Origin of the sequence: Paenibacillus ginsengihumi DSM 21568, from assembly GCF_000380965.1 — a bacterium.
Taxonomy (GTDB): Bacteria; Bacillota; Bacilli; order Paenibacillales; family NBRC-103111; genus Paenibacillus_G; species Paenibacillus_G ginsengihumi.
The window spans coordinates 25839-52213 of record NZ_KB905562.1; the positions used below are offsets into that span (position 1 = coordinate 25839).

At 61.5% G+C, this 26375-nt stretch carries 11 protein-coding genes; 8 read left to right on the forward strand and 3 right to left on the reverse strand.

Features of this window, described 5'->3' with window-relative positions:
- Window positions 1-388 precede the first annotated feature (388 nt).
- The gene (locus F591_RS32755) at window positions 389-8887 is read right to left on the reverse strand and encodes a glycoside hydrolase family 94 protein (RefSeq protein ID WP_019534487.1); all 8499 of its coding nucleotides are present in this window, start codon (window positions 8885-8887) and stop codon (window positions 389-391) included.
- Window positions 8888-9575: 688 nt separating this feature from the next.
- Here F591_RS32755 and F591_RS27780 point away from each other — a divergent pair.
- The 5 genes from F591_RS27780 (at window position 9576) to F591_RS0110170 (ending at window position 20110) form a co-directional block, all read left to right on the forward strand.
- Window positions 9576-10502, forward strand: a complete 927-nt coding sequence (locus F591_RS27780) for a hypothetical protein (RefSeq protein ID WP_019534489.1) — start codon at window positions 9576-9578, stop codon at window positions 10500-10502.
- A gap of 293 nt (window positions 10503-10795) precedes the next feature.
- Window positions 10796-11638 carry a lactate racemase domain-containing protein gene (locus F591_RS27785; protein WP_019534490.1) on the forward strand — a complete coding sequence of 281 codons (843 nt, stop codon included), beginning with the start codon at window positions 10796-10798 and terminating at the stop codon, window positions 11636-11638.
- A gap of 624 nt (window positions 11639-12262) precedes the next feature.
- Window positions 12263-13297 carry a phenylalanine--tRNA ligase subunit alpha gene (gene pheS / locus F591_RS0110160; RefSeq protein WP_019534491.1) on the forward strand — a complete coding sequence of 345 codons (1035 nt, stop codon included), beginning with the start codon at window positions 12263-12265 and terminating at the stop codon, window positions 13295-13297.
- A 21-nt stretch (window positions 13298-13318) separates the two neighbouring features.
- Entirely contained in the window at window positions 13319-15769 is a 2451-nt protein-coding gene (gene pheT, locus F591_RS0110165; RefSeq protein ID WP_019534492.1) for a phenylalanine--tRNA ligase subunit beta, read from the forward strand.
- A 1623-nt stretch (window positions 15770-17392) separates the two neighbouring features.
- Window positions 17393-20110 (forward strand): hypothetical protein, encoded by a 2718-nt coding sequence (locus tag F591_RS0110170; protein WP_019534493.1) that lies wholly within the window; start codon window positions 17393-17395, stop codon window positions 20108-20110.
- Window positions 20111-20579: 469 nt separating this feature from the next.
- On the opposite strand, the gene F591_RS0110175 is transcribed toward F591_RS0110170, so the two are convergent.
- Window positions 20580-20969, reverse strand: a complete 390-nt coding sequence (locus tag F591_RS0110175; RefSeq protein WP_019534494.1) for a cupredoxin domain-containing protein — start codon at window positions 20967-20969, stop codon at window positions 20580-20582.
- A 1068-nt stretch (window positions 20970-22037) separates the two neighbouring features.
- Here F591_RS0110175 and F591_RS31350 point away from each other — a divergent pair.
- Entirely contained in the window at window positions 22038-22199 is a 162-nt protein-coding gene (locus F591_RS31350; protein ID WP_156829513.1) for a hypothetical protein, read from the forward strand.
- Between the two features lie 36 nt (window positions 22200-22235).
- Window positions 22236-23159, forward strand: a complete 924-nt coding sequence (gene hprK, locus F591_RS0110190; protein ID WP_019534496.1) for an HPr(Ser) kinase/phosphatase — start codon at window positions 22236-22238, stop codon at window positions 23157-23159.
- A 184-nt stretch (window positions 23160-23343) separates the two neighbouring features.
- Here hprK and F591_RS0110195 read toward each other — a convergent pair whose 3' ends face one another.
- The gene (locus F591_RS0110195; protein WP_019534497.1) at window positions 23344-23706 is read right to left on the reverse strand and encodes a phage holin family protein; all 363 of its coding nucleotides are present in this window, start codon (window positions 23704-23706) and stop codon (window positions 23344-23346) included.
- Between the two features lie 212 nt (window positions 23707-23918).
- Here F591_RS0110195 and F591_RS0110200 point away from each other — a divergent pair, with 212 nt between their 5' ends.
- Window positions 23919-26297: an endonuclease MutS2 gene (locus tag F591_RS0110200; protein WP_425414350.1), complete on the forward strand. Its 2379-nt coding sequence runs from the start codon at window positions 23919-23921 to the stop codon at window positions 26295-26297.
- Window positions 26298-26375: the final 78 nt, after the last annotated feature.

Genomic DNA, 26375 nt, shown 5'->3' on the forward strand with positions numbered 1-26375 from the left:
TAATCGGATCGATGATTGCAATCGCAAGCAGCAGTATAACTACGGCTATAACTTGTCTGCTTGTTAGTAGTCTCATCAGGTCAATTTTAAAATAATTCACAAACGATCCTCCCTATGTTTTCGCTTCGCCGTTCTATAAAATGCGCTCCTTCGAGTTTGATCCATTATTTAACTTAAAATGTAGTTTTCGGAGCGAACTACATTCTGAAAATATATGAATTTTCTTCCTGTGTCAATATAAGGCTCCTTGAATCCGCACGAACGAAGCTTTGGCTCACCGCGGCAATTACGCGGCCCGCGCGATTGTCAAGCTTGCTTTGGCAGAAGCGAAACGAGGCTGCCCCTTGCGCAGTTGGACCTGCATGGGGACAGCCTCGTCATTTGCCTGTTATAACGCAATCGCGATGCGATGCTCGCCGCCGTCGTCGCGCAGCTCGATGAACGTGTCCGGACCGGCTTGCAGCAGCTTGGCTCCGTCTGTCGCTTCGGGAATTCTGCTGAAGGTAAGCCGGTAAGTCGTATTGCCGTACCGGTAAACCGCCTCGAAGCCGGGCCAATCGGAAGGGACGCACGGAGCGAGATATAGCCGGTTACCGCGCTTTTGCAGCCCGAGCAGCCACTCGATGCCGCTTTGGTACATCCAGCCGGCAGCTCCGGTATACCATGTCCACCCGGCATGGCCGCGGTGAGGCTCCGAGGAATACACATCCGCAGCCATCACATAAGGCTCTCCGACATATTGCCGCACTTCCTGGTCCGTTCGCGTATGGGTAATCGGGTTCAGCCGGTGGAACAGCTCGAACGCTTTGTCGCCTTGTCCGAGCTTGCACCAGGCCACGATGCTCCAGATGACCCCGTGCGTATACTGCGCGCCGTTCTCCCGGATGCCCGGCGGATATCCTTGAATATATCCGGGGCTCGGGTCGCTGCGGTCGAACGCCGGCGTCAGCAGCTTGGCGATCGACAGCTCGCGGTCCACCAGCTCGCGGTCGAACGACTGCATCGCCCGCAGGGCGCGCTCCTTCGGCGCGGCCCCGGAGATGACCGACCACGACTGGGCGATCGCGTCGATGCGGCATTCTTCGTTGTGGATGGAGCCGAGCCATGTGCCGGCATCCGTATAGGCCCGGCGGTACCATTCGCCATCCCAGGCATGCTCCTGGACGGCCTCGGCCAGCCGCTCCCGCATCTGCCGGTATCGCGCTGCCCTCGCGGCGTCGCCCCGCTCGCTGCAGATCGGCTCGAAGCGCCGCATCACCTCGCACAGGAACCAGGCCAGCCAGACGCTCTCGCCGTGCCCTTCGGCGCCGACCAGGTTCATGCCGTCGTTCCAGTCGCCGACGCCGATCAGCGGCAGGCCGTGCTCGCCGATCCGCTCAAGCGCCTTGTCGATGGCGCGCACGCAGTGCTCGTAGACGCTGCCGCTGCGGCCGGAGCGCACCGTCGCTTCGTAGCGCTCGTGCTCGCCTTCCTTCAGCGGCTCGCTGGTCAAATAAGGAGCTTCCTCCGCGAACAAGGCGTCGTCTCCCGTATGCTCCGCATAGCGGGCGGCGGCGTAGGGCAGCCACAGCAGATCGTCGGAGAAAAGCGTCCTGATGCCGCGATCCGTCTCCTCGTGCCACCAATGCTGCACGTCGCCTTCTTCGTATTGATGCGCGGCGTGAATGAGAATCTGCTTCCTGGCCAGCTCCGGCGCCGCGTGCAGCATGGCCAGCGCATCCTGCAGCTGATCGCGGAAGCCGTAGGCGCCTCCCGCCTGATAGAAGGCGGAGCGGGCCCACATCCGGCAAGCCAGCGTCTGGTACAGCAGCCAGCCGTTCAGCAGCAGGTTCGTCTCGACAGACGGCGTATCGACGGCGATCTGGCCCAGCGTCCGCTCCCAGAAGCGGGTCATTTCCAGCCACGCTTCGTCGCACCGGGCCGCGTCCCGGTAACGCCGCGCAAGGTCCGCCGCTGCGGAGCGGGATGAAGCGCAGCCGAGCAGGACGATGACCTCCGTCTCTTCGCCGGGCCGTAGGCTCAGCCTGCGCTGGACCGCGCCGCAGCTCGCGTAGTGCGCGCCCGTCCGCCCGGACAGGCGGCTGCGCTTCAGCGCCGCGGGGCGCTCCGGGCTGCCGTTGCGGCCGATAAATTCGGCCTGGTCCGACGTCCACGACACGCTGCCGGATGCGCCGTCCTGCTGCGGGAAGACGCCGAGGAACGCGGTCGCTTCCCGGAACGTCTCCTGATAGCGGTTCTGCGCGGTCAGCAGCGCTGCGGACTCGTCCCATTCGCTGACGATAAACGGCGCGTTCGCCTGCCGCTGCACGCCGATGACCCATTCGGCGTAATAAGTGACCGAAAGCGTCCGGCTCTCGGACGAGTTGTTTTGCAGGCGCAGCCGCATGATTTTCACCGGGTCCTCCAGCGGGACGAATACGGTCATCGTATGCCGGATGCCTCCGCGCTCGTGCTTGAACGAGGTAAAGCCGCGGCCGTGCGTGACCAGATAAGGCTCCGCATGCTTGCCGGCGCCGGGCGCGGCCGTCCATACCTCGCCCGACTCCTCGTCCCGCAAATAGGCCAGCTCGCCCGGGGGATCGAGCACCGGATCGTTCGACCACGGCGTCAGCTTGCACTCCCGGCTGTTTCTCCAGAACGTGTACCCTGTGCCGAGCTCGGTGACGAGCGTGCCGAAGCCGGGGTTGGCCAGAACGTTGCTCCAGGGGGCCGGCAAATGCTTGCCGTCCCGGACGGCGATGCGATAGCTTGCGCCGTCCGGCGAGAACCCGCCCCAGCCGTTATAGAACAGCGTGTCCTTGGCAGCGAGCGCCGGCTCCCGGGTCGGCCGCGGAACTGCCGCGGGTCGCGCGGCTTTAGCGTTCGCCGCAGCTTCCGGGGCGCCGGCCGCAGCCGCTTCGGGCGCTCTTAGCAGCGGCCCGGGCAGCGGCGGTCCGGCCATGCGCCGCGGCAGCCGCAGCTGGCCGGCAAGGCTGGGGCCGCCGGCGCGCAGCGTCACCCGCGCCGCGGCGACCAGCAGCGTCCGGTCGTCCGCGCTCAGCCGGTCGTCCGGGATGACATGAATATCGGCAGGCCCGGCGCCGAACCGGTCGACGCCATGCTCGACCGCTTGCCGGAGCGCATCCTGCAGCTCCTGCTGGTATCCGCCGTCCGATCGGCTGAGCACGACGAGATCGAATCGAAGGCCGAGCCTGCGCAAATATTCATGCCCGGTCAGCAGCTTGATCATGAACGGCATATGGCTGCGGTTGTCGATGTGCGCGAGGACGATCGGCCTGTCGCCCGATACGCCGAATGACCAGAGGCCGGACTGCCCCTTCGCGTTGCCGGCGATGTGCAGCCTGCGCTCATTGCGGAGCGGCGGCGTATACAGCACCTGGCCGGCGAGCCGCTGGAAAGCGGCCGCTTCCGCCGGAGCGAGCTGCAGATTGCGCAGCTCGATCTGGCTGCGGGTCCAGGCCATCTGGAAGCTCCGCTCCGCGGCTTGCGCGCCGGCCAGCCTGGCGGCGATGTTCACCGCGTCTTCCCGCGATTCGGCCGCCGACGTCACCGCATAGAGCGATACCTGCTCGCCGGGCTCCAGCTGAATTCGCCGCCGCATGACGAAGGCAGGGTCGGCGACGGAGCCGGTTTTGCCCTGCAGTCGCGCGCGGATTGCTTGCGGCTCGGCAAGCGTATGCCCGCGCCCGACGAAGGCGGCCCGGTCGGTCTCGAACTCCGCGGGGCCGAGGGCGTGATCTTCCGCGACCAGCAGGTGGGCGGCCCACAACTCCCGGTCCTTCGCTTCCCGTTTCCGCCGGCCGGCGACAAGGCAACCGCTCCCTTCGTCGTATGCGGTGCGGATGAACAGCTTGCTGAACGCCGGATGCGCCTCGTCGGCGATGGGGCTGGCGAGCGCCAGCTCGACGAAGGTCGTCACCTCGAGCACCTTCGGCTCGCCGCCCGTATTTTTCAGCGTGATCCGGCGCACCTCCGCGTCGGCTTCCGGGGAGACGCATATTTCCATGCGCGTTGCCACGGCGCCGTCCTTCCGTTCGAAAACCGCTTTGCCCTGCTCGAAGGCGATCCGCTGCTCCAGCGGCTCCGCCCGGCACGGATGGTATGCGGCGGACCAGAGCCGGTCGGCCAGCACGTCGCGAATATAGACGGCGCTTCCCCAGTTGTCCTTCACCGGCTCCTCCCGCCATCTGGAGACGAGCAGCCCTTCCCAGCCGGCATAGCCGCCGCCGCTGGCCGTGACCATCGTCAGGAAGCGCCCGTTGGACAGCAGGCACACCTCCGGCGTCGCGGTATGGGGGGAGGCGAACTCCCGCACCGCGACGGTGCCGCGCACGGCGGCGCCGTTGTCCGGGGCGGCGCGGTACATCGCCGGATGCTTGATCCATCGCGGCCGGCGGGGGATGCGCTCCTGCAGCAGAAGCTCGGCTGCCTGCACCTCCTTGTTGCGATGGAACCGGTCGTACATCGGGCGCGGCAGCAGCAGATTGGCGAGCGTCAGCAGGCTCATCCCCTGATGATGGGCCATGAAGCTGCGGACGACCATATGCCTGCGGCCTTTCGGCATGCGGCGCGGCGTGAAATCGATCGCCTCGTAATAGCCGTACCGGCCCCGCCCGCCCAGCCGTTCCATCTCCCTCAGCGCCATCAGGCCTTCCCGGAAGGCGTATGGCAGGGCCATGATCGTGGCGTAGGGCGCAAGCACGAGATCCTGCTCGAGCCCCCGCTTAAACCCGAGACCGGGCACGCCGAATGCCCGGTATTGGTAATTCATCTGGTAGTCGAATGCGAAATAGCCGGACTCGGAAATGCCGAACGGCACATCCCGTTGCCGCGCATATTCGATCTGCCGCTCGACGACGGCCCGATATGTGCTGTCCCACAGCGTGCGGCGGTACGTCTTCATAAGCAGCCACGGCATCAAATATTCGAACATCGTGCCGGACCAGGAGAGCAGCACCGGCCTTCTGCCGTTCTTGGTCAGCGTCCTTCCGAGCGCGTTCCAGTGCGATACCGACACTTGCCCCAGGGCGATGGCGACAAAGCTGGCCTGCCGCGCCTCGGAGGCGAGCAGATCGTAGAGCACCGCATCCTTCGCTCCCTGCCTCACATGGTAGCCGAGCGAGAGCAGGTTCGCCTTCGGATCGTACAGCGGCCGGAAGTCGGTCGCCCGGGCCAGCGCGTCGATGCGGGCGGCCAGCCTCGTGCCGCGGGCGATGAGATCGCGGGACAGGCCCGAACCGGACGCCGAGCCGAAACCGGATCTGGAGTCGGAACCCGTGCTGGAGTCGGAACCCGTGCTGGAGTCGGAACTCGTGCCCGTGCCGAAGCCGGAACCGAAACCGGACGCCGAGCCGAAGCCGGAACCCGAGCCGAAGCTGGAGCCGGACCCCAAGCCCGAGCCAGAACCCGAATCCGAGCCGGAGCCAGGACCGGACCCCGAGCCGAAGCCGGAACCCGTGCCGAGCTCATCGGCGAAAGCGACATCGAACGCCCGCTCAGTCTGTCGTGCGGGGGCGTGCGAACGGGGCCGCTCTCCGCTTCCGTCCCGGGCAGCCCGCACCCATTCGAGCAAGCCTTCCTTCACGGTCAGCAGGCAGGCGACCAGGTTGCCCGAGTCCACCGTAGACACGTAAACGGGCGGCAGCGGCTCCAGCGTTTCCGTATCGTACCAGTTGTAGAGATGGCCCTCCCATTTTTCCATCCGTTCGATCGTGTCCACCGTCCGCTCCAGCCGCTCGACCAGTTCGGCCGTATCGATGAAGCCGAAGTCTCTGGCAGCCAGGACGCACGTCAAGTACATCCCGATATTGGTCGGCGAGGTGCGGTGCGCGATACCCCTGTCAGGCTCGATCTGGACGTTGTCCGGCGGCAGCCAGTGGTCGCGGGGAGTCACGAAATCCTCGTAGAACGACCAGATGTCGCGCGCCAGCCGGAAAAGCTCCTCGCTTTCTTCCGGCGTCCATGTCTTCGGCTCGCGGACCGGCGCGCGATCGAGCCAGCGAACGAGAAGCGGCGCCGCGCTCCAGAGCGCGGCCATGAGGAGGCCGGTCGCGGCCACCGCGGCCCGGCCGCTCGTCACAGCGCCCAGCGCCATCAGGAAGGTAAAGGCGCTGCCGCCGTACAGGCCGGCGAGGGGAGGGGCGCCTTTGCGGGCGCTTAATCGCTCGACCTCGGCCTGATTCACCCATTCGAGCAGCTTGCGCTTCGATACGCTCAGACGGTACAGCGTGCGGCCGATGGCGTCCAGCAGCATCGCGCTTTGAAACGGGAGCGTGACGAACGCGACGATCGCTTGTCCGCCTGCGGCAAGCAGGCTTTCCGGCCGGCGGACGACGCCGCGGACGTTGGCAAGCTGGCGCAGGAGCGGCAGCAGCAGCGTCAGCAGCGCAACCCCGTACCAGCGCAGCGGGGAGCCGGGTAGCGCCGGCGCGGCCAGCAGCAAAATAGCGAGCAGCGCGGGCTGCAGCAGGCTGCGCCGCAGATTGTCCACGATCTGCCAGCGGGTGAGCAGGGTCAGATCGGTCGGCACGAGCTCATTGCGGCCGTCGCGGCAGCGGCGGGCGAGCCACGGCAGCAGCTGCCAGTCGCCGCGGGTCCAGCGGTGCAGCCGCTTCTGATGCGACAGGAACGTGGACGGGTGCTCGTCGATCAGCTCGATGTCCGACAAAAATCCGGCCCGCAAATAGCCGCCCTCCAGCAAATCGTGGCTGAGCACCCGATTTTCCGGGAACCGGTTGCCGAGCACGCGGCCGAACGTCTCCACGTCGAAGATGCCTTTTCCGGTAAAAATGCCTTGGCCCATCGCATCCTGATACGGGTCCGATACCGCGAAGGCGTAAGGGTCGAGGCCCGGCTCGGAGGCCCACAAGGCGGACAGCCTCGACCGCTGCGCGCTTTCGTACGTCATCCCGATGCGCGGCTGCAGCACGCCGTAGCCTTCGACGACCCGGGTGCCGCTGGCGTTCAGCCGCGGCCGGTTGTACGGGAGATGAATAGCGCCGATCATCCGATGGGCGCTTTCCAATGGCAGCTGCGTATCCGCATCCAGCGTAATGACATAGCGGATGCGTTCCAGAACCGAGGAATCGCCGACGACGGTGCTGTAGCTGGTGTCCCGACTGCCTTGCAGCAGCCGGACGAACTCGACCAGCTTGCCCCTTTTGCGCTCCCAGCCCATCCAGACGTTCTCGGACGGATTCCATCGCCTGCTGCGGTGAAACAGATGGAACGTGCTGAGCGGGCAATCCCGGTTCAGCCGTTCGATCTCGGCCTTGGCGGCGGCGAGCAGCGCCTCGTCCTCCGGCATCCGCTCCGCATCGGCATCGCGGTAATCGCTCAGGATGGCGAAATGGATATTGGGGTCGCGGTTCGCCAAATGGTGCAGCTCCAGCCGCTCGGCGGCGCTTTTCACCTCTTCGACGCGCGACCAGATGACCGGAATGACGACCATCGTGGCCGCTTCTTCGGGAACGCCCTTGGAAAAATCGTACCTCAGCAGCCGCGTGGGCCGCTTGGCCCGCTCCACCAGCCAATGCAGCGCGGTCACGCCCCATTCGCTGGCCGGTACCGCCAGTAGCAGCAGCGCGAGCGCCCAGCCTAGCGGAGTAACGGGGCCGTTCCCGACGCCCCACGCGGACAGGCCGGCGAGCGCCAACGCCGAGGCCAGCGTCAGCAGCTGAAAGTAAATGCCGGTCGCCCGCCGCTTGATTCCGGCTTCGGGCAGCATCCCGGCTTTGCCGCACTCTTTCAGCGCCCGATGAAGCGCCTTGAGCCCCTTTCCTTCGAGCAAATAATAGGCTGCGTACGCGTCCCGCGGCGGCACGGCGGAATCGCCCCCGCTCCGGCCGTCCTCGCCGCCCTGGCCGTCCCGGCCGCCAGCCTCGGCGAAGCGCGCATCGGCCAGCCGCACCGCTTGCGAGGCGACCAGCTTCTCGGGCACCTTCATCCGCCGGGCCAGCTTCTCCACCCGGCTGCGCAGCGTATGACGGCTGGCGGCATCGAGCCGCGGATAATCGCCCGCCTGCTCCTCGCGGAGCGCTTGCTCCACCGCGTTGATCCGCTCGAACAACTCGCTCCAGGAGAGGCGGGCCAGCTTGCGCAGGCTGCCGATCGCATTGCCTGCGCTGACCTGGTATTCGGCCTGCAGCTGGTAATCGTAGGAAAGAATCGAGTCCAGGCTTTCCGGCCCGTTGTCCAGCTTGCAGACGAGCCATTCGCCGAGATGGGCCGAATCCTCGGCGTGCTCCCGCAGATGCTTGACGAGGTGGACGATCATCGCTCCGGATAACGGCAACTCCACATGGGCGTCTTCCAGTGCCAGCTTCAGCCGCTCCGGGGTCAGCTCGGCTGTCGGAATGCCTGAGAGCACCCGCTCCACAAGGTCGCATACCGCGCGGCGTTCCTTCACCGGCTCCATGATTGCCGTCAGCCGGCGGATCAGCTCGATTTTCATAAACAAGGGAATATGCCACGATTCCGCAATGGTCAGCACCGCCACCTCCTGGTAGGCGGCGAGATAGATGGCGAACGTCTCCTCGTCCAGCACGCCGTCGGTTTGCTCCAAATACGACTTGCAGATCGACGAGATGCGAAGCTGCCCGTCCCTGCCGGTCGCGGGAAGTGCTTTCAGCCGCAGGTGGGCGATTTCCTCGCGGATGTCGAGCGCCTCGGTCTCGATAAATTCGGAATGATCGAGAAGCCATTCCTCAGCAGGCTGGGCGCAGATGCCGCGATGCTCGTTCAATTCTCTCACGAAGGAACGCAGCTGTGCGATCTCCGGCTCCACCCTGCTCCATAAAGCTGCCGGCGAAATTCGTTTTTCGCGCGGCTGATGCTCCAGCGCAAGCTTGTGCGCGGCTTCCCTCAGCTTGTCCTCGTTCCATCCCATCATAATTCCTCCAACGTTAAGAATGGCATGATGTCGCATTATTACCATTCCACGTTTTGGCGGATTTTATGACCGATCGCCAAAAGATCCGGTTTTTGCCCCCATTGGCTTGCGGGAAATCGGGGGGCCGATTTCGCTCAGCGGGGACTCATTTCCTGAATTTGCCGCGAACTGTATAGGAGGGCAGCAGGCATGCCCCGAGATTGCGAACAGGCCGGCGAAAGCGCTATGGCGAGATCGCTTGAATGCCGGGGCAGGACGCTTGCAAGCCAAGCCGCGTTCCGCTCGGGTCATCCGGAGCCCGAAGCGGTCGGCGGCAATCGGCTGGGGTCATGCGGGGCTCTCGACCGGCGGCGTTCCGCTTGGGCCATCCGGAGCCCGAAGCGGTCGGCGGCAATCGGCTGGGGTCATGCGGGGCTCTCGACCGGCGGCGTTCCGCTCGGGTCATCCGGAGCCCGAAGCGGTTGGCGGCAATCGGCTGGGGTCATGCGGGGCTCTCGATCGGCGGCGTTCCGCTCGGGTCATCCGGAGCCCGAAGCGGTCGGCGGCGTTCGGCTCGGATCATGCGGAGCACGCCACCGGCGGTCTGCACTCCCCCAGCGATTGCGGGGAGCGCGACGCCCGTCTGGGAGCGGCCAGGCCTGCCTTTCGCCAAGCTTCAACATTTTTACCGCAAAGGAGAGAAATCGTGAACAGCAACAAGCGCAATTTTTTCCGGCCCGGCCGCTGGGCCAAAGCCGTCATTCTCGGATGTTTTCTTGCCGGCCAGGCGCTTGCGCCTTCCGGGCCATACGGAACGGCCGAAGCCGCAGAGCGGCCTGTCGTCGGCACGTGGATGTGGAACCCGTACGTGATTGGCGAAGATCCGGAGGGGACGCTGCAGGCTCTGTCCGAACGAGGCGTCAATCTCGTGTATTTGTGCATCGACCGCGATTATCCGCAAGCCTATTACAGCCGTTTTATTCGCGAGGCCGGGGCGCTCGGCATCGAGGTGCAGGCGCTCGGAGGCGCGCCGAATTGGGTGCTGCCGGAGCATAACGGCAAGCTGTACGATTTTATTTATTGGGTGACGGGCTACAATAGCCAGGTCGCGCCGGAAGAACGGTTTGCCGGAATCCATCTGGACGTCGAGCCTTATGTTCTTCCCGAATGGTCTTCCGACTCCGATCGGATTATCGGACTGTGGATGGATACGGTCAGCGGCTTCGCCCAAGAGGTCAGGTCGACCGGCGCACTCAAAGTCGGCATCGATATGCCGGTATGGCTGGAGCATTTTAGCGTCCGGGACGGGTACGGCGGCCGGACGACGTTGTCGGACTGGCTGATCCGCCGGGTGGACGAGGTGACGTTGATGGCCTACCGCACCAGCGCGAAGGACGTGGCGGATTCCGTCCGGACCGAGTTGGACGAAGCCGACCGGGCAGGGGTGCCGGTCATCATTGGTGTCGATACGGCGGACACCGGCCAGCTGCAGGAAAGCTATTATTATCACGGCACAACACGAATGAACGGCGATCTTGCCCGCGTCGCCGAAACGTACGGCTCGCGCCCGTCCTACCGCGGCTACAGCGTGCATGAGTGGGACAGCTGGATCAGGCTCGGCCCGGGAAGCTGACCTTCTCCGCGGCTGCGCTGCCGGGAGCATCGCCAGTCTCTAGAGGCGCAACCGGCCGGGGCCTTAAACCATGGCGCATATTGCCGGGATCGGCGCTTGTGTGCCTTGTTTGCAGAAAATCAACTTCGCATAAAATGATAAAAGCGGAGCGCGGCTTTCTGTAACCGGAAAATGGCCCCCGAGAGCGCAGCCGCTCGTCTTAGGTTACAAAGGGGATATTGACAGCAAACCTGGTTTCAGTTAAATGTAACTAGTTACATCAAGAATCTCGACAAAGGAGATCTCCGGTCAGTTTGCCCGGCGAAGCAATCAGGACAAAAATCAATCCCGGTCAGAGAGTAGCTGTGGCTGTAGGCAGCAGAGGCATTGCCAATATTAAAGAAATTGTCGCTTGCGTAGTGTCCGAGGTAAAGAAGCTGGGCGGCGAGCCTTTTATCGTTCCAGCCATGGGCAGTCATGGCGGCGCTACCGATGAGGGCCAGGCTGAGGTTTTAGCCCATTATGGCATTACAGAGAGCGCAGTAGGGGCGCCGATCGTTTCTTCTATGGAAACTGTGCAAGTGGGGCGAACCCCCGGCGGCATTCCGCTATTTTTTGATAAAAATGCATTTATGGCCGATGCGGTAGTATTAGTCGCCAGAGTGAAGCCGCATACGGATTTCAAAGGGCCTGTTGAAAGCGGATTGCTCAAAATGATGGCGATTGGTCTGGGCAAGCATAAAGGGGCAGAGACGCTTCATTCGCAGGGCTTTGAAGTATTCGATATCTTGATTCCTGAAGCGGGACAAATGATTGCTCGCAACACACCGGTAAAATTAGGGGTAGCGATCATTGAAAATGCATACGAGGAAACCGCGCAAATTCATGTTGTTCCGGTAGAGCAATTCTACGAGAAAGAATGCGAATTCCTTGTTGAAGCTAAGCAAAATATGCCCAGGCTCAATGTGGATCGGATCGATGTTTTAATCATCGATGAAGTCGGTAAAGACATCAGCGGGGCTGGAATGGACCCGAACATTACGGGGAGATTCAGTATTCCTGTCAAGTCTCTCAATGCACCGCCGCCGATTCAACGGATGGCATTTACATCAAATTTATATATCCGAAACTTATACAGATGGATCAGCTCTGAATAATCTTCATATTTGCGGAGAGCCTTTCGAGATCCTATTTAATGAGCAGGGCGAGATCATTAATGAAAATTTATTTTCAGAGTAACAGGCTTGCATCCGCGGCGGCAATTGCATATAATACTTGTCAAAACCGCAAAGCGCACAAATGCATTGACGGAGACAAGTAAGCAGTGCTTCTTCACAGGGAGGAGACGCCGGAGATTGAGAGCGTGTCCGAAGAATCAGGCTGCCGAAATTCACTCCCGAGCAGTCCTTTGAACGCGCGGCTGAACCGGCCGGCCAGTAGAGGGAACCGGCGGAACATCGTTTCCGGTCCGTTACAGCAACGAAGCGAGAAGTTTGCGTCACCGCAAGTGTTTGTTTCGGCAGCATGCCCGTCCCGTAATCATGGCAGGCAGTGCGGCCGGCGGCTTCCGAGGCAGCTTCTAACAAGGGTGGTACCACGGCTTTTCCGTCCCTTTTCGGGGATGGAGAAGCCTTTTTGCTTTTGCGGAGAAGGGAACGGTTGTCGGTGTGCGGTAGCTTGTCGGCAGCGAAGCGAAAGGGCCTGTCCGGGCGGGAGGGCCCGGTGCGGGCGGCGCCCATTGGCGCAACATGCAAAAACGAGAAGCGAAGGAGGCCGGAATCATGAGAGAACGATTGCTGGCGTTGAAGGAAGAAGCGCTGGGGGAGCTCTCGCGCGTTGAGAATCAGCAGCAGCTGAACGATCTGAGAGTGAAGTATTTGGGCAAAAAAGGCCGCCTGACGGAAATATTGCGGGGCATGGGGGCTTTAAGCGCAGAGGAGCGACCGATCATCGGCCAGGCGGCCAACGAGGTGCGCGGCGCGATCGAGGCTGTGATCGAGGAGAAGCAGACCGGCTTCCAAAAGGCGGAGACCGAAGCGCGGCTGGCGGCCGAGACGATCGACGTGACGCTGCCGGGCCGTCCGGCGGCCCGCGGGGCGGTGCATCCGATCAGCAAGGTCATCGAAGAGATCGAGGACATCTTCATCGGCATGGGCTATACGGTCGCCGAAGGGCCGGAGGTCGAGCAGGATTATTACAACTTCGAGGCGCTCAACCTGCCGAAGAACCATCCGGCAAGGGATATGCAGGACTCCTTCTACATCACGGACGAGCTCCTCATGCGCACGCACACGTCCCCCGTCCAGGTGCGCACGATGGAGAAAATGAAAGGCCAGGTGCCGGTCAAAATCATTTGCCCCGGCAAGGTGTACCGGCGCGATGACGACGACGCGACGCACTCCCATCTGTTCACCCAGATCGAGGGGCTCGTGATCGACCGCAATATCCGCATGAGCGATCTGAAGGGAACGCTGCTTCAGTTCGTGCAGGAGCTGTTCGGCAAGCAGACGCAAATCCGGATGCGGCCGAGCTTCTTCCCGTTCACCGAGCCGAGCGCGGAGGTCGACGTGACGTGCGCGATGTGCGGCGGCAGCGGCTGCCGGGTGTGCAAGCAGACCGGCTGGCTGGAGATTCTCGGGTCCGGCATGGTGCATCCGCGCGTGCTCGAGATGGCAGGTTACGATCCGCAGGAATACAGCGGCTTCGCCTTCGGTCTCGGTGTCGAGCGGGTGGCGATGCTCAAGTACGATATCGAGGATATTCGTCATTTCTATACGAACGATCTGCGCTTCCTGAAGCAGTTCGTGCATCTATAAGAAGAGGGGAGCGAGCGTGCGATGAAAGTATCGTATCAATGGCTGAAAAGCTATGTGAACGCATTGGAGGAATCGCCGCAGGAGCTGGCGGAGAAGCTGACGCGCAGCGGCATCGAGGTGGATATCGTCGAAAACCGCAACCAGGGCGTCTCCGGCGTCGTGGTCGGCTATGTCAAGGCCCGCGAGAAGCATCCGGACGCCGACAAGCTGAGCGTCTGCATCGTGGATGCGGGGCAGGGCGAGGATTTGCAAATCGTCTGCGGGGCGAAGAACGTAGCGGCCGGGCAAAAGGTGCCCGTAGCGCTCGTCGGCGCGAAGCTGCCCGGAGGGCTGGCGATCAAGCGGGCGAAGCTGCGCGGCGTGGAATCGCAGGGCATGATCTGCTCGGCGAAGGAGCTTGGCTTGAACGACAAGCTGCTGCCGAAGGAGCAGCAGGAGGGCATTATGGTGCTGGAGCCGAGCCTGGCGGTCGGCACGAGCATTCTCGAGGTGCTGGCGATCGACGACGCCGTGCTGGAGCTGGACCTGACGCCGAACCGCTCCGACTGCCTGAGCATGCTAGGGGTCGCTTATGAAGTCAGCGCCATTCTCGGGCATGAGGTCACGCTGCCGGACGTGAAGGCGGAGACTCTCGGCAGCGGGGCGCCGGTCAAGGCGGCCGACCGCATCTCCGTGGAAATTACGGCGAAGGAGCACTGTTCTCGCTTTGCCGCGCGGCTGATCGAAGGGGTGCGGATCGGCCCGTCCCCGCAGTGGATGCAGAACCGGCTGATGGCGGCGGGCATTCGCCCGATCAACAACATCGTCGACATTACCAACTATGTGATGCTGGAATACGGGCAGCCGCTGCACGCTTACGACGCCGACAAGGTGGCGAACGGCCATATCGACGTGCGCCTGGCGAAGCCGGGCGAAACGCTTGTCACGCTGGACGATATCGAGCGTAAGCTGGAGCCGCATATGCTGCTCGTCACCGACGGCACGAAGCCGCTCGGCCTCGCCGGCGTCATGGGCGGAGCGGAGTCCGAAGTGACGGCGGAGACGACCCGCATTCTGCTGGAATCGGCCAAGTTCGATGGCGGCACGGTGCGCCGGACGTCGCGCCAGCTCGGCCTGCGCTCGGAAGCTTCGCTGCGGTTCGAGAAGGAAGTGAACCCGGAGGCGGTCATTCCGGCGCTGAACCGGGCGGCGGCGCTGATGGCAGAGCTGGCCGGCGGTCAGGTTGCCGAAGGCGTCGTGGAAGCGGCAGCGGGGCAGCATGAGCCGGTGCGCATCGAGCTGACGGTCGGCCGCATCAACGATTATCTCGGCACGAAGCTGTCGGTGCAGGAAGTGACGGACATCTTCGCGCGGCTCGGGTTCCAGGTCGAGACGCTGGAGCAGGACGGGCTGCTCGTGCATGTGCCGGGCCGCCGCGGGGATATTACGCGCCAGGTCGATCTGATCGAGGAAGTAGCGCGCCTCTATGGCTATGACAACATCCCGACGACGCTGATGCATGGCGTGACGACGCCCGGCGCGTTGACGAAGGGGCAGCGGGTCCGCCGCTTGACGCGCGCGCTGCTGACAGGCAGCGGGCTGCATGAAGCGATCACGTATTCGTTCACGCATCCGGAGCAGATCGCCGCATTCACTGGCGCATACGGCGATGCGAAGCCGGTCGCCCTCTCGATGCCGATGAGCGAAGAGCGCAGCGTGCTGCGCACGAGCCTGATCCCGCATCTGATCGATGCGGCCGTGTACAACCGCAATCGGAATAACGACGATATAGCGCTGTTCGAGATCGGCCGCGTGTTCCTGACGCAGGAGGAGACGCTCACCAGGCAGCCGGAGGAGAAGCTGCTCTTGGCTGCGATGCTCGCCGGCAAGCGGAGCGAGACGCATTGGAGCGGGAAGGCGGACGAGGTTGATTTCTACGATTTGAAGGGCATCTTCGAAGCGCTTGCCGCCTATCTCGGCATTCGCGGGCTGAGCTACGAGCCTGCGCAGCCGGAAGGCTACCATCCGGGGCGGACGGCGCGGATCGTGGCAACCAGCGGCGGCGAACGCCGCCTCGTCGGCACCATCGGCCAGCTGCATCCGGCGCTGCAGCAGCAGAAGGATTTGGCCGACACGTACGTGTTCGAGGTCGAGCTGGACGTCCTGACCGAGCTGGCCGACGAGCGCATTGCCTACAAGCCTTTGCCGCGCTACCCGGCGATCGGCCGCGATATGGCGCTTGTCGTCGACACGGCGGTGCCGGTCGGGCGGATGGAGGAGAAGGCACGCGAGGTAGCGGGCGAGCTGCTCGAATCGATCCAGGTGTTCGACATTTATACGGGCGAACGGCTGGGCGGCGGGAAGAAGAGCGTCGCTTTCTCGCTCGTATACCGCACGCCGGAGCGCACGCTGACGGACGAGGAAGTGAGCGAGCTGCACGGCCGCGTCGTCGCCGCGCTGGAGACGGAATTCGGCGCCGAGCTTAGAAAATAACGCTTTAAGTTGAATACGGGCCGTCCCGAACGTCGTCGCAGATGTGATCGGGACGGCCTTTTTATACCTTTTTGCCGGGCAGACCTAGTGCAAACGTGGGCTAACGCAAGCCACAGAGCTTATTTCACTCGAAACGCACGATTTGAAATTGTAACGCAAGTGAGCAGCCTTATTGGGCTTTTTGGGCTGCCGGAATGAGTGTTTTCGACAAAATAGCGCTTCCCACCTGCGTTACATTTTAAAAAGGGGACGTTTTAGCAAAATAGCGTTTGTCACTGGCGTTAGAGATGATAAGAAATGATATTGTGATCCCGAAGGATCCCGCTTGGCCCGCTATTATCCTGCGGTTTATGCTGTTTAAGGCCGTGTCTGGCGGTTTGAGCTCTGATAACGGTTCCCCAACGCGAAACCGCTGGTGACTTTTCCTAGGTCATGGAGCGGTTTTCCTAACATCATTGTCTGCAGCAGGGAAACGACCGCGAAACCGCAGCCGCTCATCCTCGAAAGGGCCCCGATAACAAAACTAAAGCGAGGGGCACATTTTTTAATAGACGCCTATGCCGAGCGCTTCCTTTCGTCATCGGCCGTCACCTGCGGTGTTGAAATTTTGTCGGCGTATATCGCCAAATTTTCAAGAGAGACGCCTATGTCGAGCGCTTCCTTTCGTCATCGGCCGTCACCTGCGGTGTTGAAAATTCGCCGGCGGACCTCGTCAAATTTTCAAGAGAGACGCCTATGCCGAGCGCTTCCTTTCGTCATCGGCCGTCACCTGCGGTGTTGAAAATTCGCCGGCGGACCTCGTCAAATTTTCAAGAGAGACGCCTATGCCGAGCGTTTCCTTTCGTCATCGGCCGTCACCTGCGGTGTTGAAAATTCGCCGGCGGCCCTCGTCAAATTTTCAAGAGAGACGCCTATGCCGAGCGCTTCCTTTTGTCATCGGCCGTCACCTGTGGTGTTGAAAATTCGCCGGCGGACCTCGTTAAATTTTCAAGAGAGACGCCTATGCCGAGCGCTTCCTTTTGTCATCGGCCGTCACCTGTGGTGTTGAAAATTCGCCGGCGGACCTCGTTAAATTTTCAAGAGAGCGAGCAAATGTTGTATTTTGTACAAAAAAACGGGGCAATAAACCGTATTTGCGGTTCAATGTTGCACAACGTGCAACATTTTGGGCGATGTTCCCGGGTTTAGAGCCAATCGCCCCCAAATTGTTGCATGAAATACAATATTCTCCTTCCTTTTGGGCGAAGAATACAGAAAATGTTGCATTTTTTTGCAGGATTTTCCGTCTTGTGTGTTCGGGAAGGAGCCGCGCTAACGTGGAGTCCGAGCGCTAACATGGAGTTCTGCACGCTAACGCCGATTTCGGGGGTCGCCGGCCAGGTATGTCCGTCGCAGTAAAGGGTAGATTGGCACAATAAAGGGCCGTACCGGAGGCAAGGTTTTCTCGCTTTTTGCAGGGAAAGGCAGCCATACGATTTAAGCGGAAATGCCCGGCCCTTTGGCACGTTCTCCGACACGAAATTTCCCTGGTAAAAGTAAGTGTCTATGGAGGAAAAGCGCTTGTTCGTATCGAATGTTGTAGAATGCGGAGGCAAGGCGCTCCGGGAAAGGAGAACGTGTGTTGTGAGCGGTGAACAAAAAGTCCGACTGACGGTGGACATATACGGCACTCAATACAAGCTGGTATCGACATCCAGCCCTTCTTATATAAAACAGGTCGTTGCGAGAGTCAACGATCAAATGCAGCGAATTGCGGATACGAACCCGCGGCTCGATTTGCCGAAGATCGCTGTGCTGGCCGCGGTCAACATGGCCGACGAGTGGAATCAGCTTCGGACGGAGCTGGACGAGACGCTTGACAAATGCAGCCAGCTGGAGCGCGACAAGCAGGAGCTGGAGGAGCTTCGCGAACTCCAGCAGTTGACGCAGCAGGAGCTGGAGGTGCTGGAGCAGGCGAAGCGGGAGCTCGAGCGGCGCATCGCCGAGCACCTGAAGGAGCGCGACGAGCTGCAAGCGCGGCTCGGTTCGGCGGACGCGCAAATTCGGCAGCAGCAGGCAACCGAGCAGCAGTTGCGCGGCGAGCTGGCGGAGGCGGAGCAGCGCTCGGCAGAGCTGGCGAGCAAGCTGGCCGAGGCAGAAGCGGGCCGGAGCGAGCTCGCGGAGAAGCTGGCGTCCAGCGAACGCTTGCAGGAGGAGCTGGGCGGGCAGGTCGAGGAGCTGCAGGAGAAGCTGCAGGCAACGGAGCAACAGCTGCGCGGCGAGCTGGCGGAGGCGGAGCAGCGCTCGGCAGAGCTGGCGAGCAAGCTGGCCGAGGCAGAAGCGGGCCGGAGCGAGCTCGCGGAGAAGCTGGCGTCCAGCGAACGCTTGCAGGAGGAGCTGGGCGGGCAGGTCGAGGAGCTGCAGGAGAAGCTGCAGGCAACCGAGCAGCAGTTGCGCGGCGAGCTGGCGGAGGCGGAGCAGCGCTCGGCGGAGCTGGCGAGCAAGCTGGCCGAGGCAGAAGCGGGCCGGAGCGAGCTCACGGAGAAGCTGGCGTCCAGCGAACGCTTGCAGGAGGAGCTGGGCGGGCAGGTCGAGGAGCTGCAGGAGCTGCTGCAGAGCTTGCGTCTGGAGACGGAGCAACAGGCGGCGCTGATGGACGAGCTGCAGGAGACGGCTGTCGCCCGCGAAGCGGAGCTTCAGGCCATGCTGGCGAAGCAGCAAAGCGAAGGGGAGGCCTTGCTGCGGGAGCGGGAGGCCGCTTTCGCCAAGGAGCGGGGCGATATGGAGCAGCGACATGACGCGGAGCTCAAGGCGCTGGAGTCCGCGCACCGCGACAAGCTGGCGGCCCGCGAGCAAGAGCTGCTCGTCCAGCTCGAGAAGGAGCGGGCCGCGAGCAAGCAGGCACTGCAGGCGGCGGAAACGCGGCTCGCCGATCAGGAGCGCGAGCTCTTGGCCAAGCTGTCCGAGCAGGAGCATCATTGGCAGAGCCAGCTGGCCGGCCTCGAGGTCGAATGGCAGGAGCGGCTGTCTGCCCGCGAAGCGGAGTGGCAGAGCCGCCTCGGCGAACACCAGGATGCCCGGTCCAAGCTGGCCGCCCAACTGGCCGAGCTGGAGGAGCGCTGCCAGGAGTGGGAAGATGAGTGCGCGAACTGGCAGCAGCAGGCCGAGACGGGGCTGGCGGAGCTGGATGCGCTGCGGGAGCGCGAAGCGGCGCTGCGCCAGGAGCTGGAGCTGCATCAGGAGCTGCTGCGCGAGCAGGAACGGGAGCAGGCCGAGCGGGAGCAGCTCGGCAAGCAGGCGCTCGCGCAAGCCGAAGCCCGGCTTGCCGAAGCGGAGCGGGAGCTTGCCGAAAGCCAAAGCGCGCTTGCCGCTCGAGACGCCGACTACCGGGCGCAGCTTGAAGCGCTCAGGGAGAAGCATTCGCGCGAGGCGGAGGCGCGGGAAGCGGAGCTCGCAGCCGAGCGGGAGCGCGCAAGCCTGGCGGCTGCAGCCGCGGCGGAGCGCTATGCCGGCCTGGAGCGCCGGAGCGCCGAGCGGGAGGAGGAGCTTGCCGGCGAGCTGGCTGCCCGCGAGGAGCGGATTCGCGAGGCGGAGCGGAGGCTCGCGGAGCTGCAGGAGCGCAGCGCGCAGCTTCAGGAGCAGTGCAGCGAATGGCAGCGACGCAGCGAAAGCCAGGCTGCGGAGGGCGACGAGCTGCAGCGGAAGCTGGCCGAACAGCAGCGGAAGCTGGCTGAGCAGCAGGAGGAGCTGGAGCTGCATCAGGAGCTGTACGATGAGCTGCAGGGCCAGCATGACGCGCTTGCGGAGCGGCTGAAGGCGCAGGAAGGGGAGGCGCGGGAGACGGCGGCTCGTCTGGAGGCGGACCTCCGCGAGCTGGAGCGGAAGCTGGCCGAGCGCGACAAGGAGCTTGCCGCGCTGAGGCTTGAGCGCGACGCTTCCCGGGACTTCGAGCAGTCGCTGCAGGAGCAGTGCGCCGGCCTGGAAAGGCTGCTCGCGGCTTCCCAGGAGGAGCGTCGCGCGCTGCTGGAGCGTCTTGCGGCTCATGAAGCGCGCGCCGGCGAACTGGAGGCGGCGGCCAGCGAATGGAAAAGCCGGGAAACGGAATGGAGCGACCGGATCGAGGCGCTTGTCAAGCAGTGCGAGGAACAGCGCGAGGAGATCGAGCTGCAGACGTTGCTGTACAACGAGCTGCAGGAGCAGGCAGGCGAGCAGGCCCGCCGGTACAAGGAGCTGCAGGCGGAATATCAGGCTTACCAGGACAAGGCCGAGCAGGTATATCAGGAGCTGGAGGGCCTGAAGTCCGAATACGAGAAGCTGCAGATCGAGTACAACGAATGGATCGAGCTGGTCGAGAAGGAATGACGGGAGACAGCACAAAGGCGCCGCAGCCGGGAATTGGAGGCGGCGCCTGTCTTTCATGGAGAGCGTCCCCTGCGCCCCCTCCTGGGTACGTTGAACGAGAGGCTGTTTTTTTCGCCAGGCCGCGGGCGGGATCGGCGCGGGCAGCGCTTGTGGAGCAGCGGCGGCAAATGTGGCTATCCATGTGTTTCCCTGGATCAAGACGAAAGCGGATGCTGCATCACGTACATCATTTGCCCCGATTTTGTTAAACAAAATGCAGCTTAGCTCGAATAGGTGTAGTTTGAGCGGAGCCGGGGCACGTCTAGCGACGTCTATTCAGGATGGGCGACCGCGGTTTCAGCGGTAGTTTTTTGGGACAGAAAAATCGCACTTCGCTTTATCGCTTTCGCGAAGTTAAGCTTTCTGTAACGTTAAAAAAACAGCCCGTCATGAACGGACTGTTTTGTAGACATCGGCCTTGTGCAGGGCGTTACTCGACGACCAGCTTGGATTTCATGTCGAGGTGCCCCGGGCCGCAAGGAAGCGAGCAAATGATATCGTAGGACCCCGGTTTTTCCGGAGTAAAGGTAGCGGTTTTGCTATTGTTGTCGAGCTTCACTTTCACTCCGCTGATTTGTACGGCGTGCAAGCCTTCTTTGTTTTCCAGCGAAATGGTGACAGGCTGACCTGCCTTCACTTTGTATTCGGCTTGATCGAACTTGAAGTTCGTGGCGACGATCTTCACCTCCTGGGCGGCGCCGCCTTCGCCGGCTCCGCTGTTGGCAGCGGGAGCGTCCGGCTTCTTCTCTCCACTCGCTCCGCACGCCGACAAGGCAAGCGCCAAGCCGATGATTGCCGTTAACGCGGCGATTTTTTTCATGACTATCCCCTCCGGAAAATATTGTCTCTTGTCTTTCTGCTCCTATCATATCGAACTCGGCCTTGAAATGCAGTGACAGACAGGTGGCAGGGTCGTGAAAAAATCGTGAACTTTATGGCGCCGGATAGGGAGGGTACAGGAAAAGCGCGCGTCGCATCGAAATGTATTTGGGAACAAGGTGGGCGTCTATGACGAAGGGAGCTTCGCCATCGGATGTCACCTGCGGTGTTGAAAATTCGCCGAAGGACTTCGTCGAATTTTCAAGAGAGACGCCTATGACGAGCGATTCCTTACGTCATCGGTCGCAGCTTCGGTGTTGAAATTTTGTCGGCGTATACCGCCAAATTTTCAAGATAGACCCCCATGCCGCTGGCGCAGCACCATCAGATGATGAAAATGGGCCGCGGACCGTGGGCTATTTTCAAGATAGTGAGCAAATGTTGTATTTTGTACAACAAAAACGGGGCAATCCACCCTATTTGCGGCTCAATGTTGTAAAAAGTGCAACAATTTGGGCGATATTCCCGGATTTGAAGTCAATCGCCCCTAAATTGTTGCACAAAATACAACATTCTCCTTCCTCTAGGGCGAAGAGACCGGAAAAAGTTGCAATTTTTGCAGGATTTGTCGCTTCATGCGCCTGGGGTGTGCCCGGGGAGGGGCCGCGCTTATGCGGAGCTCGAATGCTGACGTGGAGCGTCTCTTCATGCTCGCTAGTCTAGGTTGCTGTCTTGCCGGGCTAACGCTAGCCAGAGAGCTTATTTCGCTCGAAACGATCGATTTGACATTCTAACGCAAGTGAGCAGCCTTATTTGGCATTTTGAGCTATCCGATTCAGCGTTTCTGGCCAAATAGCGTTACTACGTTTCGTTACATTTTAAAAACGGTACGATTCAGCAAAATAGCGTTTGTCACGAGCGTTAGAAATTCCGAAGCTTCGGCAGGGGCGCAGGAAGGGGCAGCGAGCCCCGGGCTATTTTCAAGATAGACGCCCATGCCGCTGGCGCAGCACCATCAGAAGGATGAAGATGGGCCGCGTCCCAAGCGCTATTTTCAAGATAGACGCCCATGCCGCTGGCGCAGCACCATCAGATGGTGAAAATGGGCCGCGAGCCCCGGGCTATTTTCAAGATAGACGCCCATGCCGCTGGCGCAGCACCATCAGAAGATGAAAATGGGCTGCCCGCCCTGGGGGCTATTTTCAAGATTCCGTCCAATTTTTCAAGCTAGAATAGATATGAGAAATCGAAGGAGAGCATAACCTATATGAAATCAGTTACCGTGCAGGATTTGGTCAACCGGTTCTCGCTGGATGTGCTGGCTGGACAGTCGGGGCTGAACCGCAAGATCACGAAGCCGAAGCCTTACCGTCCGGGACTCGAGTTTGTCGGGTATTTCGACTTTTTCTCGCAGGAGCACGTTCAGGTGCTGGGACGCAAGGAAATCAACTATTTGCATACGCTGAGCGAGGAAGAACGCAACTCGCGGATAGGCAATATCGTGAAATATCATCCTCCCTGCTTTGTCGTCACGCGGAATCAGGAAGGCTTGAAATATTTGCAAAAATATTGCGAGCAGGAAGGAATCCCGCTGCTCCGCACGCCCCAGAAGACGTCGGTGCTGCTGGATTTGATGGACGCCTTTTTGGCCAAGGCGATGGCGGAGGAAATCGCGATCCACGGGGTATGCGTGAACGTATCCGGCATCGGCATTTTGCTTCGCGGCAAATCCGGCGTCGGCAAGAGCGAGACCGCGCATACGCTGATCCGCCGCGGACACAGGCTGGTGGCCGACGATATCGTCGTGCTCAAAAAAATAAGCCCGGAGACGATCATCGGCACCCATAACGGGACGAGCCGCGAGTTTTTGGCGCTGCGCAGCATCGGGCTGGTGAATGTGTCCAGGCTGTACGGGCGAAAGGCGTTTCAGGACGAAACGCGCATCGTGCTCGATATCCAGCTGACGAAATGGCAGGACAACGCTTTGAACAACGACCTCGAGCTGGAGCCCAAATTCGTCGAATATATGGGGATTCGCATCCCCCATATCGAAATTCAGCTGCAGCCCGGCCGGGATGTGGCGGGTCTCGTGGAAGCGGCCGCCAACAACTGGTATCTTCGCCAGCAGGGCTACAATGCCGTGGAAGACTTTATGAGCCGGATTCAAAACGAAGGGCAGCCTGGCTCGTAACGGCAAGGAGGAGACTCTCTCCCAGACGGGGAACCACTGCCCCGCTCCGTACCTCCATGCCGGATGTCGGCGGCAATTCTGGTTCCCGGCCGCCGTGCGGGCCCGTTGCCGAGGCGTGCAGAAGCGGCAACAAACAGAAGAAACCTGGCTGTACAGCCAGGTTTCTTAAGACAAAAGCCGCGGATTAGCGGCTTTTTTCTTTCCTTCCGGCCTCGAACGGCGTCTTGACGGGAATGAACAGGTCGATAATCCCGATCACGAGCGCCGCGAGGATCGCTCCGATGAAGCTGGTCGTTACGCCGGCAACGATGAATTGAGCGATCCAGATGATGACGGCGCTTGTCAAAAAGCCGACAATCCCCCGGCCGAAAGGCGTAATCCGTTTGCCGAAAATGCCTTCAATGATCCATGCGGCAACCGCGATGACAAGCGCCAGGAACAAGGCGCTCCAGAACCCTCCTACCTTAAAGCCCGGAACGATCCAACTGACGACAAGCAGTATCAAGGCGGCAACGATAAAACGGACGATATGTCCAATCAAATGCATAAGCGATACCTCCTGAAATGATTTGTTTGGCGCTCTATGGAAAAGCTCCAAGAGCGGATGGCAGTTCTTATGTTGCCCGGCATGCGGAACAATTATGAATCCTTCTTTGTCCATGCCGCTGCTTGAGGCTTAAGGCTCGAAACAACGATTAGCATCTGGCCATGGTGTGGGATATAATAAGCTTGTAAGACGCGAAGAAAGGCAGGTTGACCGTGAACCGTTCATTTAATGAGAAAATTTTAAAAACGATGGATTTCGACGCCATCTTGCATATATGCTCGGAGCATGCGGCCACTTCCCTTGGCAAAGAGCTCGCCGCAAGCTTGCGGCCAAGCGGCCAGTTCGAGGAGGTCAAGCGTCGGCTGAAGGAGACGGACGAGGCGTTTCTGGTGGATCGGCTCAAGGGCGGCGCTCCGTTCGGCGGCATCCGCGATATCAGGCAAGCGCTGCATCGTGCCCGGATCGGGGGAATGCTGAATCCGGGCGAGCTCCTGGACGTTGCCTTGACGAGCCAGGGAGCCAGGCGTCTGGCCAAGTTTTTGGCGGACATGCACGAAGATCATCCGATTCCGACCTTGATCGCGGTGTGCGAACGCATCTCCGATCATAAGCCGGTCGAGGACCGCATCAAGCAGTGCATCGACGAGAATGCGCAGGTGCTCGATTCGGCAAGCCCGGAGCTGGCCAAAATTCGTCACGAGCTGCGCATGAGCGAGTCGCGCGCGCGGGAGAAGCTGGAGCAGATGGTGCGCACTCCTTCGATTCAAAAAATGCTGCAGGACAATCTCGTCACGATTCGCGGCGACCGCTACGTCATTCCTGTCAAGCAGGAGTACCGCAGCCATTTCGGCGGCATGATCCACGATCAATCGGCTTCGGGCGCGACGCTGTTTATCGAGCCGGAGGCGGTCGTGCAGCTGAATAACAAGGTCCGCGAGCTGAAGCTGAAGGAAGAAGCGGAGATTGAGAAAATATTGCTCGCCCTGTCCGCTCTCGTCGGGGAAGCTGCCGATCCGCTGCTGGCCACCACGGAAGCGGTCGGGGAGCTCGATTTTATGTTCGCCAAGGCGGGGCTGGCGCGGGCGATGAAGGCGTCGCTGCCGATCATGAACGACCGCGGCTTCATCAAGCTGAAGAAGGGCCGCCATCCGCTGATTCCCGCGGAATCGGTCGTGCCGATCGACGTGGAGCTCGGCAACCGGTATACGACGATTATCGTAACGGGTCCGAATACCGGCGGCAAGACCGTGTCGCTCAAAACGATCGGCCTGTTGTCCCTCATGGCGATGGCCGGCTTGTTCGTGCCCGCCGAGGAAGGCAGCCAGCTATGCGTCTTCGACGCGATCTATGCCGATATCGGAGACGAGCAGAGCATCGAGCAAAACTTGAGTACCTTTTCCAGCCATATGACCAATATTATTCGCATTTTGCGCGAGATGACTCCCAAAAGCCTCGTGCTGCTCGACGAGCTGGGAGCGGGAACCGATCCTGCGGAGGGCTCCGCCCTGGCGATTTCCATTCTGGAGTACATTCACCGGATGGGCTGCCGCATCGTGGCCACGACGCATTACAGCGAGCTGAAGGCGTACGCCTATGACCGACAGGGCGTGATGAACGCGAGCATGGAGTTCGACGTGCAGACGCTGCGTCCGACGTACCGGCTCCTGGTCGGCGTTCCCGGCCGCAGCAACGCTTTTGCCATCGCGGAGCGTCTCGGGCTGGCCAAATCGATCATCGAGCATGCCCGCGGCCAGATCGGCGAAGAGGATCAGCGCGTGGAATCGATGATTGCGACGCTGGAGGAGAACCGCCTGCAGGCGGAGGCGGAGCGCCAGACGGCCGAGCAGCTGCGGCGCGAGGTCGAACGCTTGCGGGAGGAGCTGAGACGCGAGCGGGAGCGCTTCGAGGAGCAGCGCGACAAGCTGATGGAGCGAGCCGAGCGCGAGGCTCGCGAAGCGGTGGCGAAGGCGCGCCGCGAGGCGGAAGAGGTGATTGCCGAGCTGAAGCGCATGCAGCGCGAGGAAGCCGGCGCCGTGAAGAGCCACGAGCTCGGCAATTTGAAGCGCCGTCTGAACGACGCCGAGCCGGAGCTGCGCAGGCCGAAGCCTAAAGCCCAGAGCCGGAGCAAGGCGGACAAGATCGAGCCGGGCGACGAGGTGATGGTGCTGAATCTCGGCCAGAAGGGGCATGTGGTCGAATTTTCCGGAGATAAGGAAGCGATTGTGCAGCTCGGCATTATGAAGATGAAGGTGCCGCGGGACAGTCTGGAGCTGGTCAAACCCGCCGCAGCGGCCGTCAAAAAGCCGCAGCAGCAGGCGGCCAGCCTGAAGCGGACGCGCGACGACAATGCGCGCATGGAGCTCGATTTGCGCGGCGCCAATGTGGAGGAAGCGATTATCGAGGTAGACCGCTTCCTGGACGAATCGTACCTTAACAATTTCGGCCAGGTCTATATCATTCACGGCAAAGGCACTGGCGTTCTGCGCAGCGGCATTCAGGAATTTTTGCGCCGTCACAAGCACGTGAAGTCGTATCGAATCGGCAACTTCAACGAGGGCGGGACAGGCGTCACGGTCGCGGAGCTGAAGTAGCGCCCTCTGACGAAAAAAATCGTCCGGCGGATGAAACTCGCCGGACGTTTTCCCGTATAAACCTAATGTAAGCGTCAA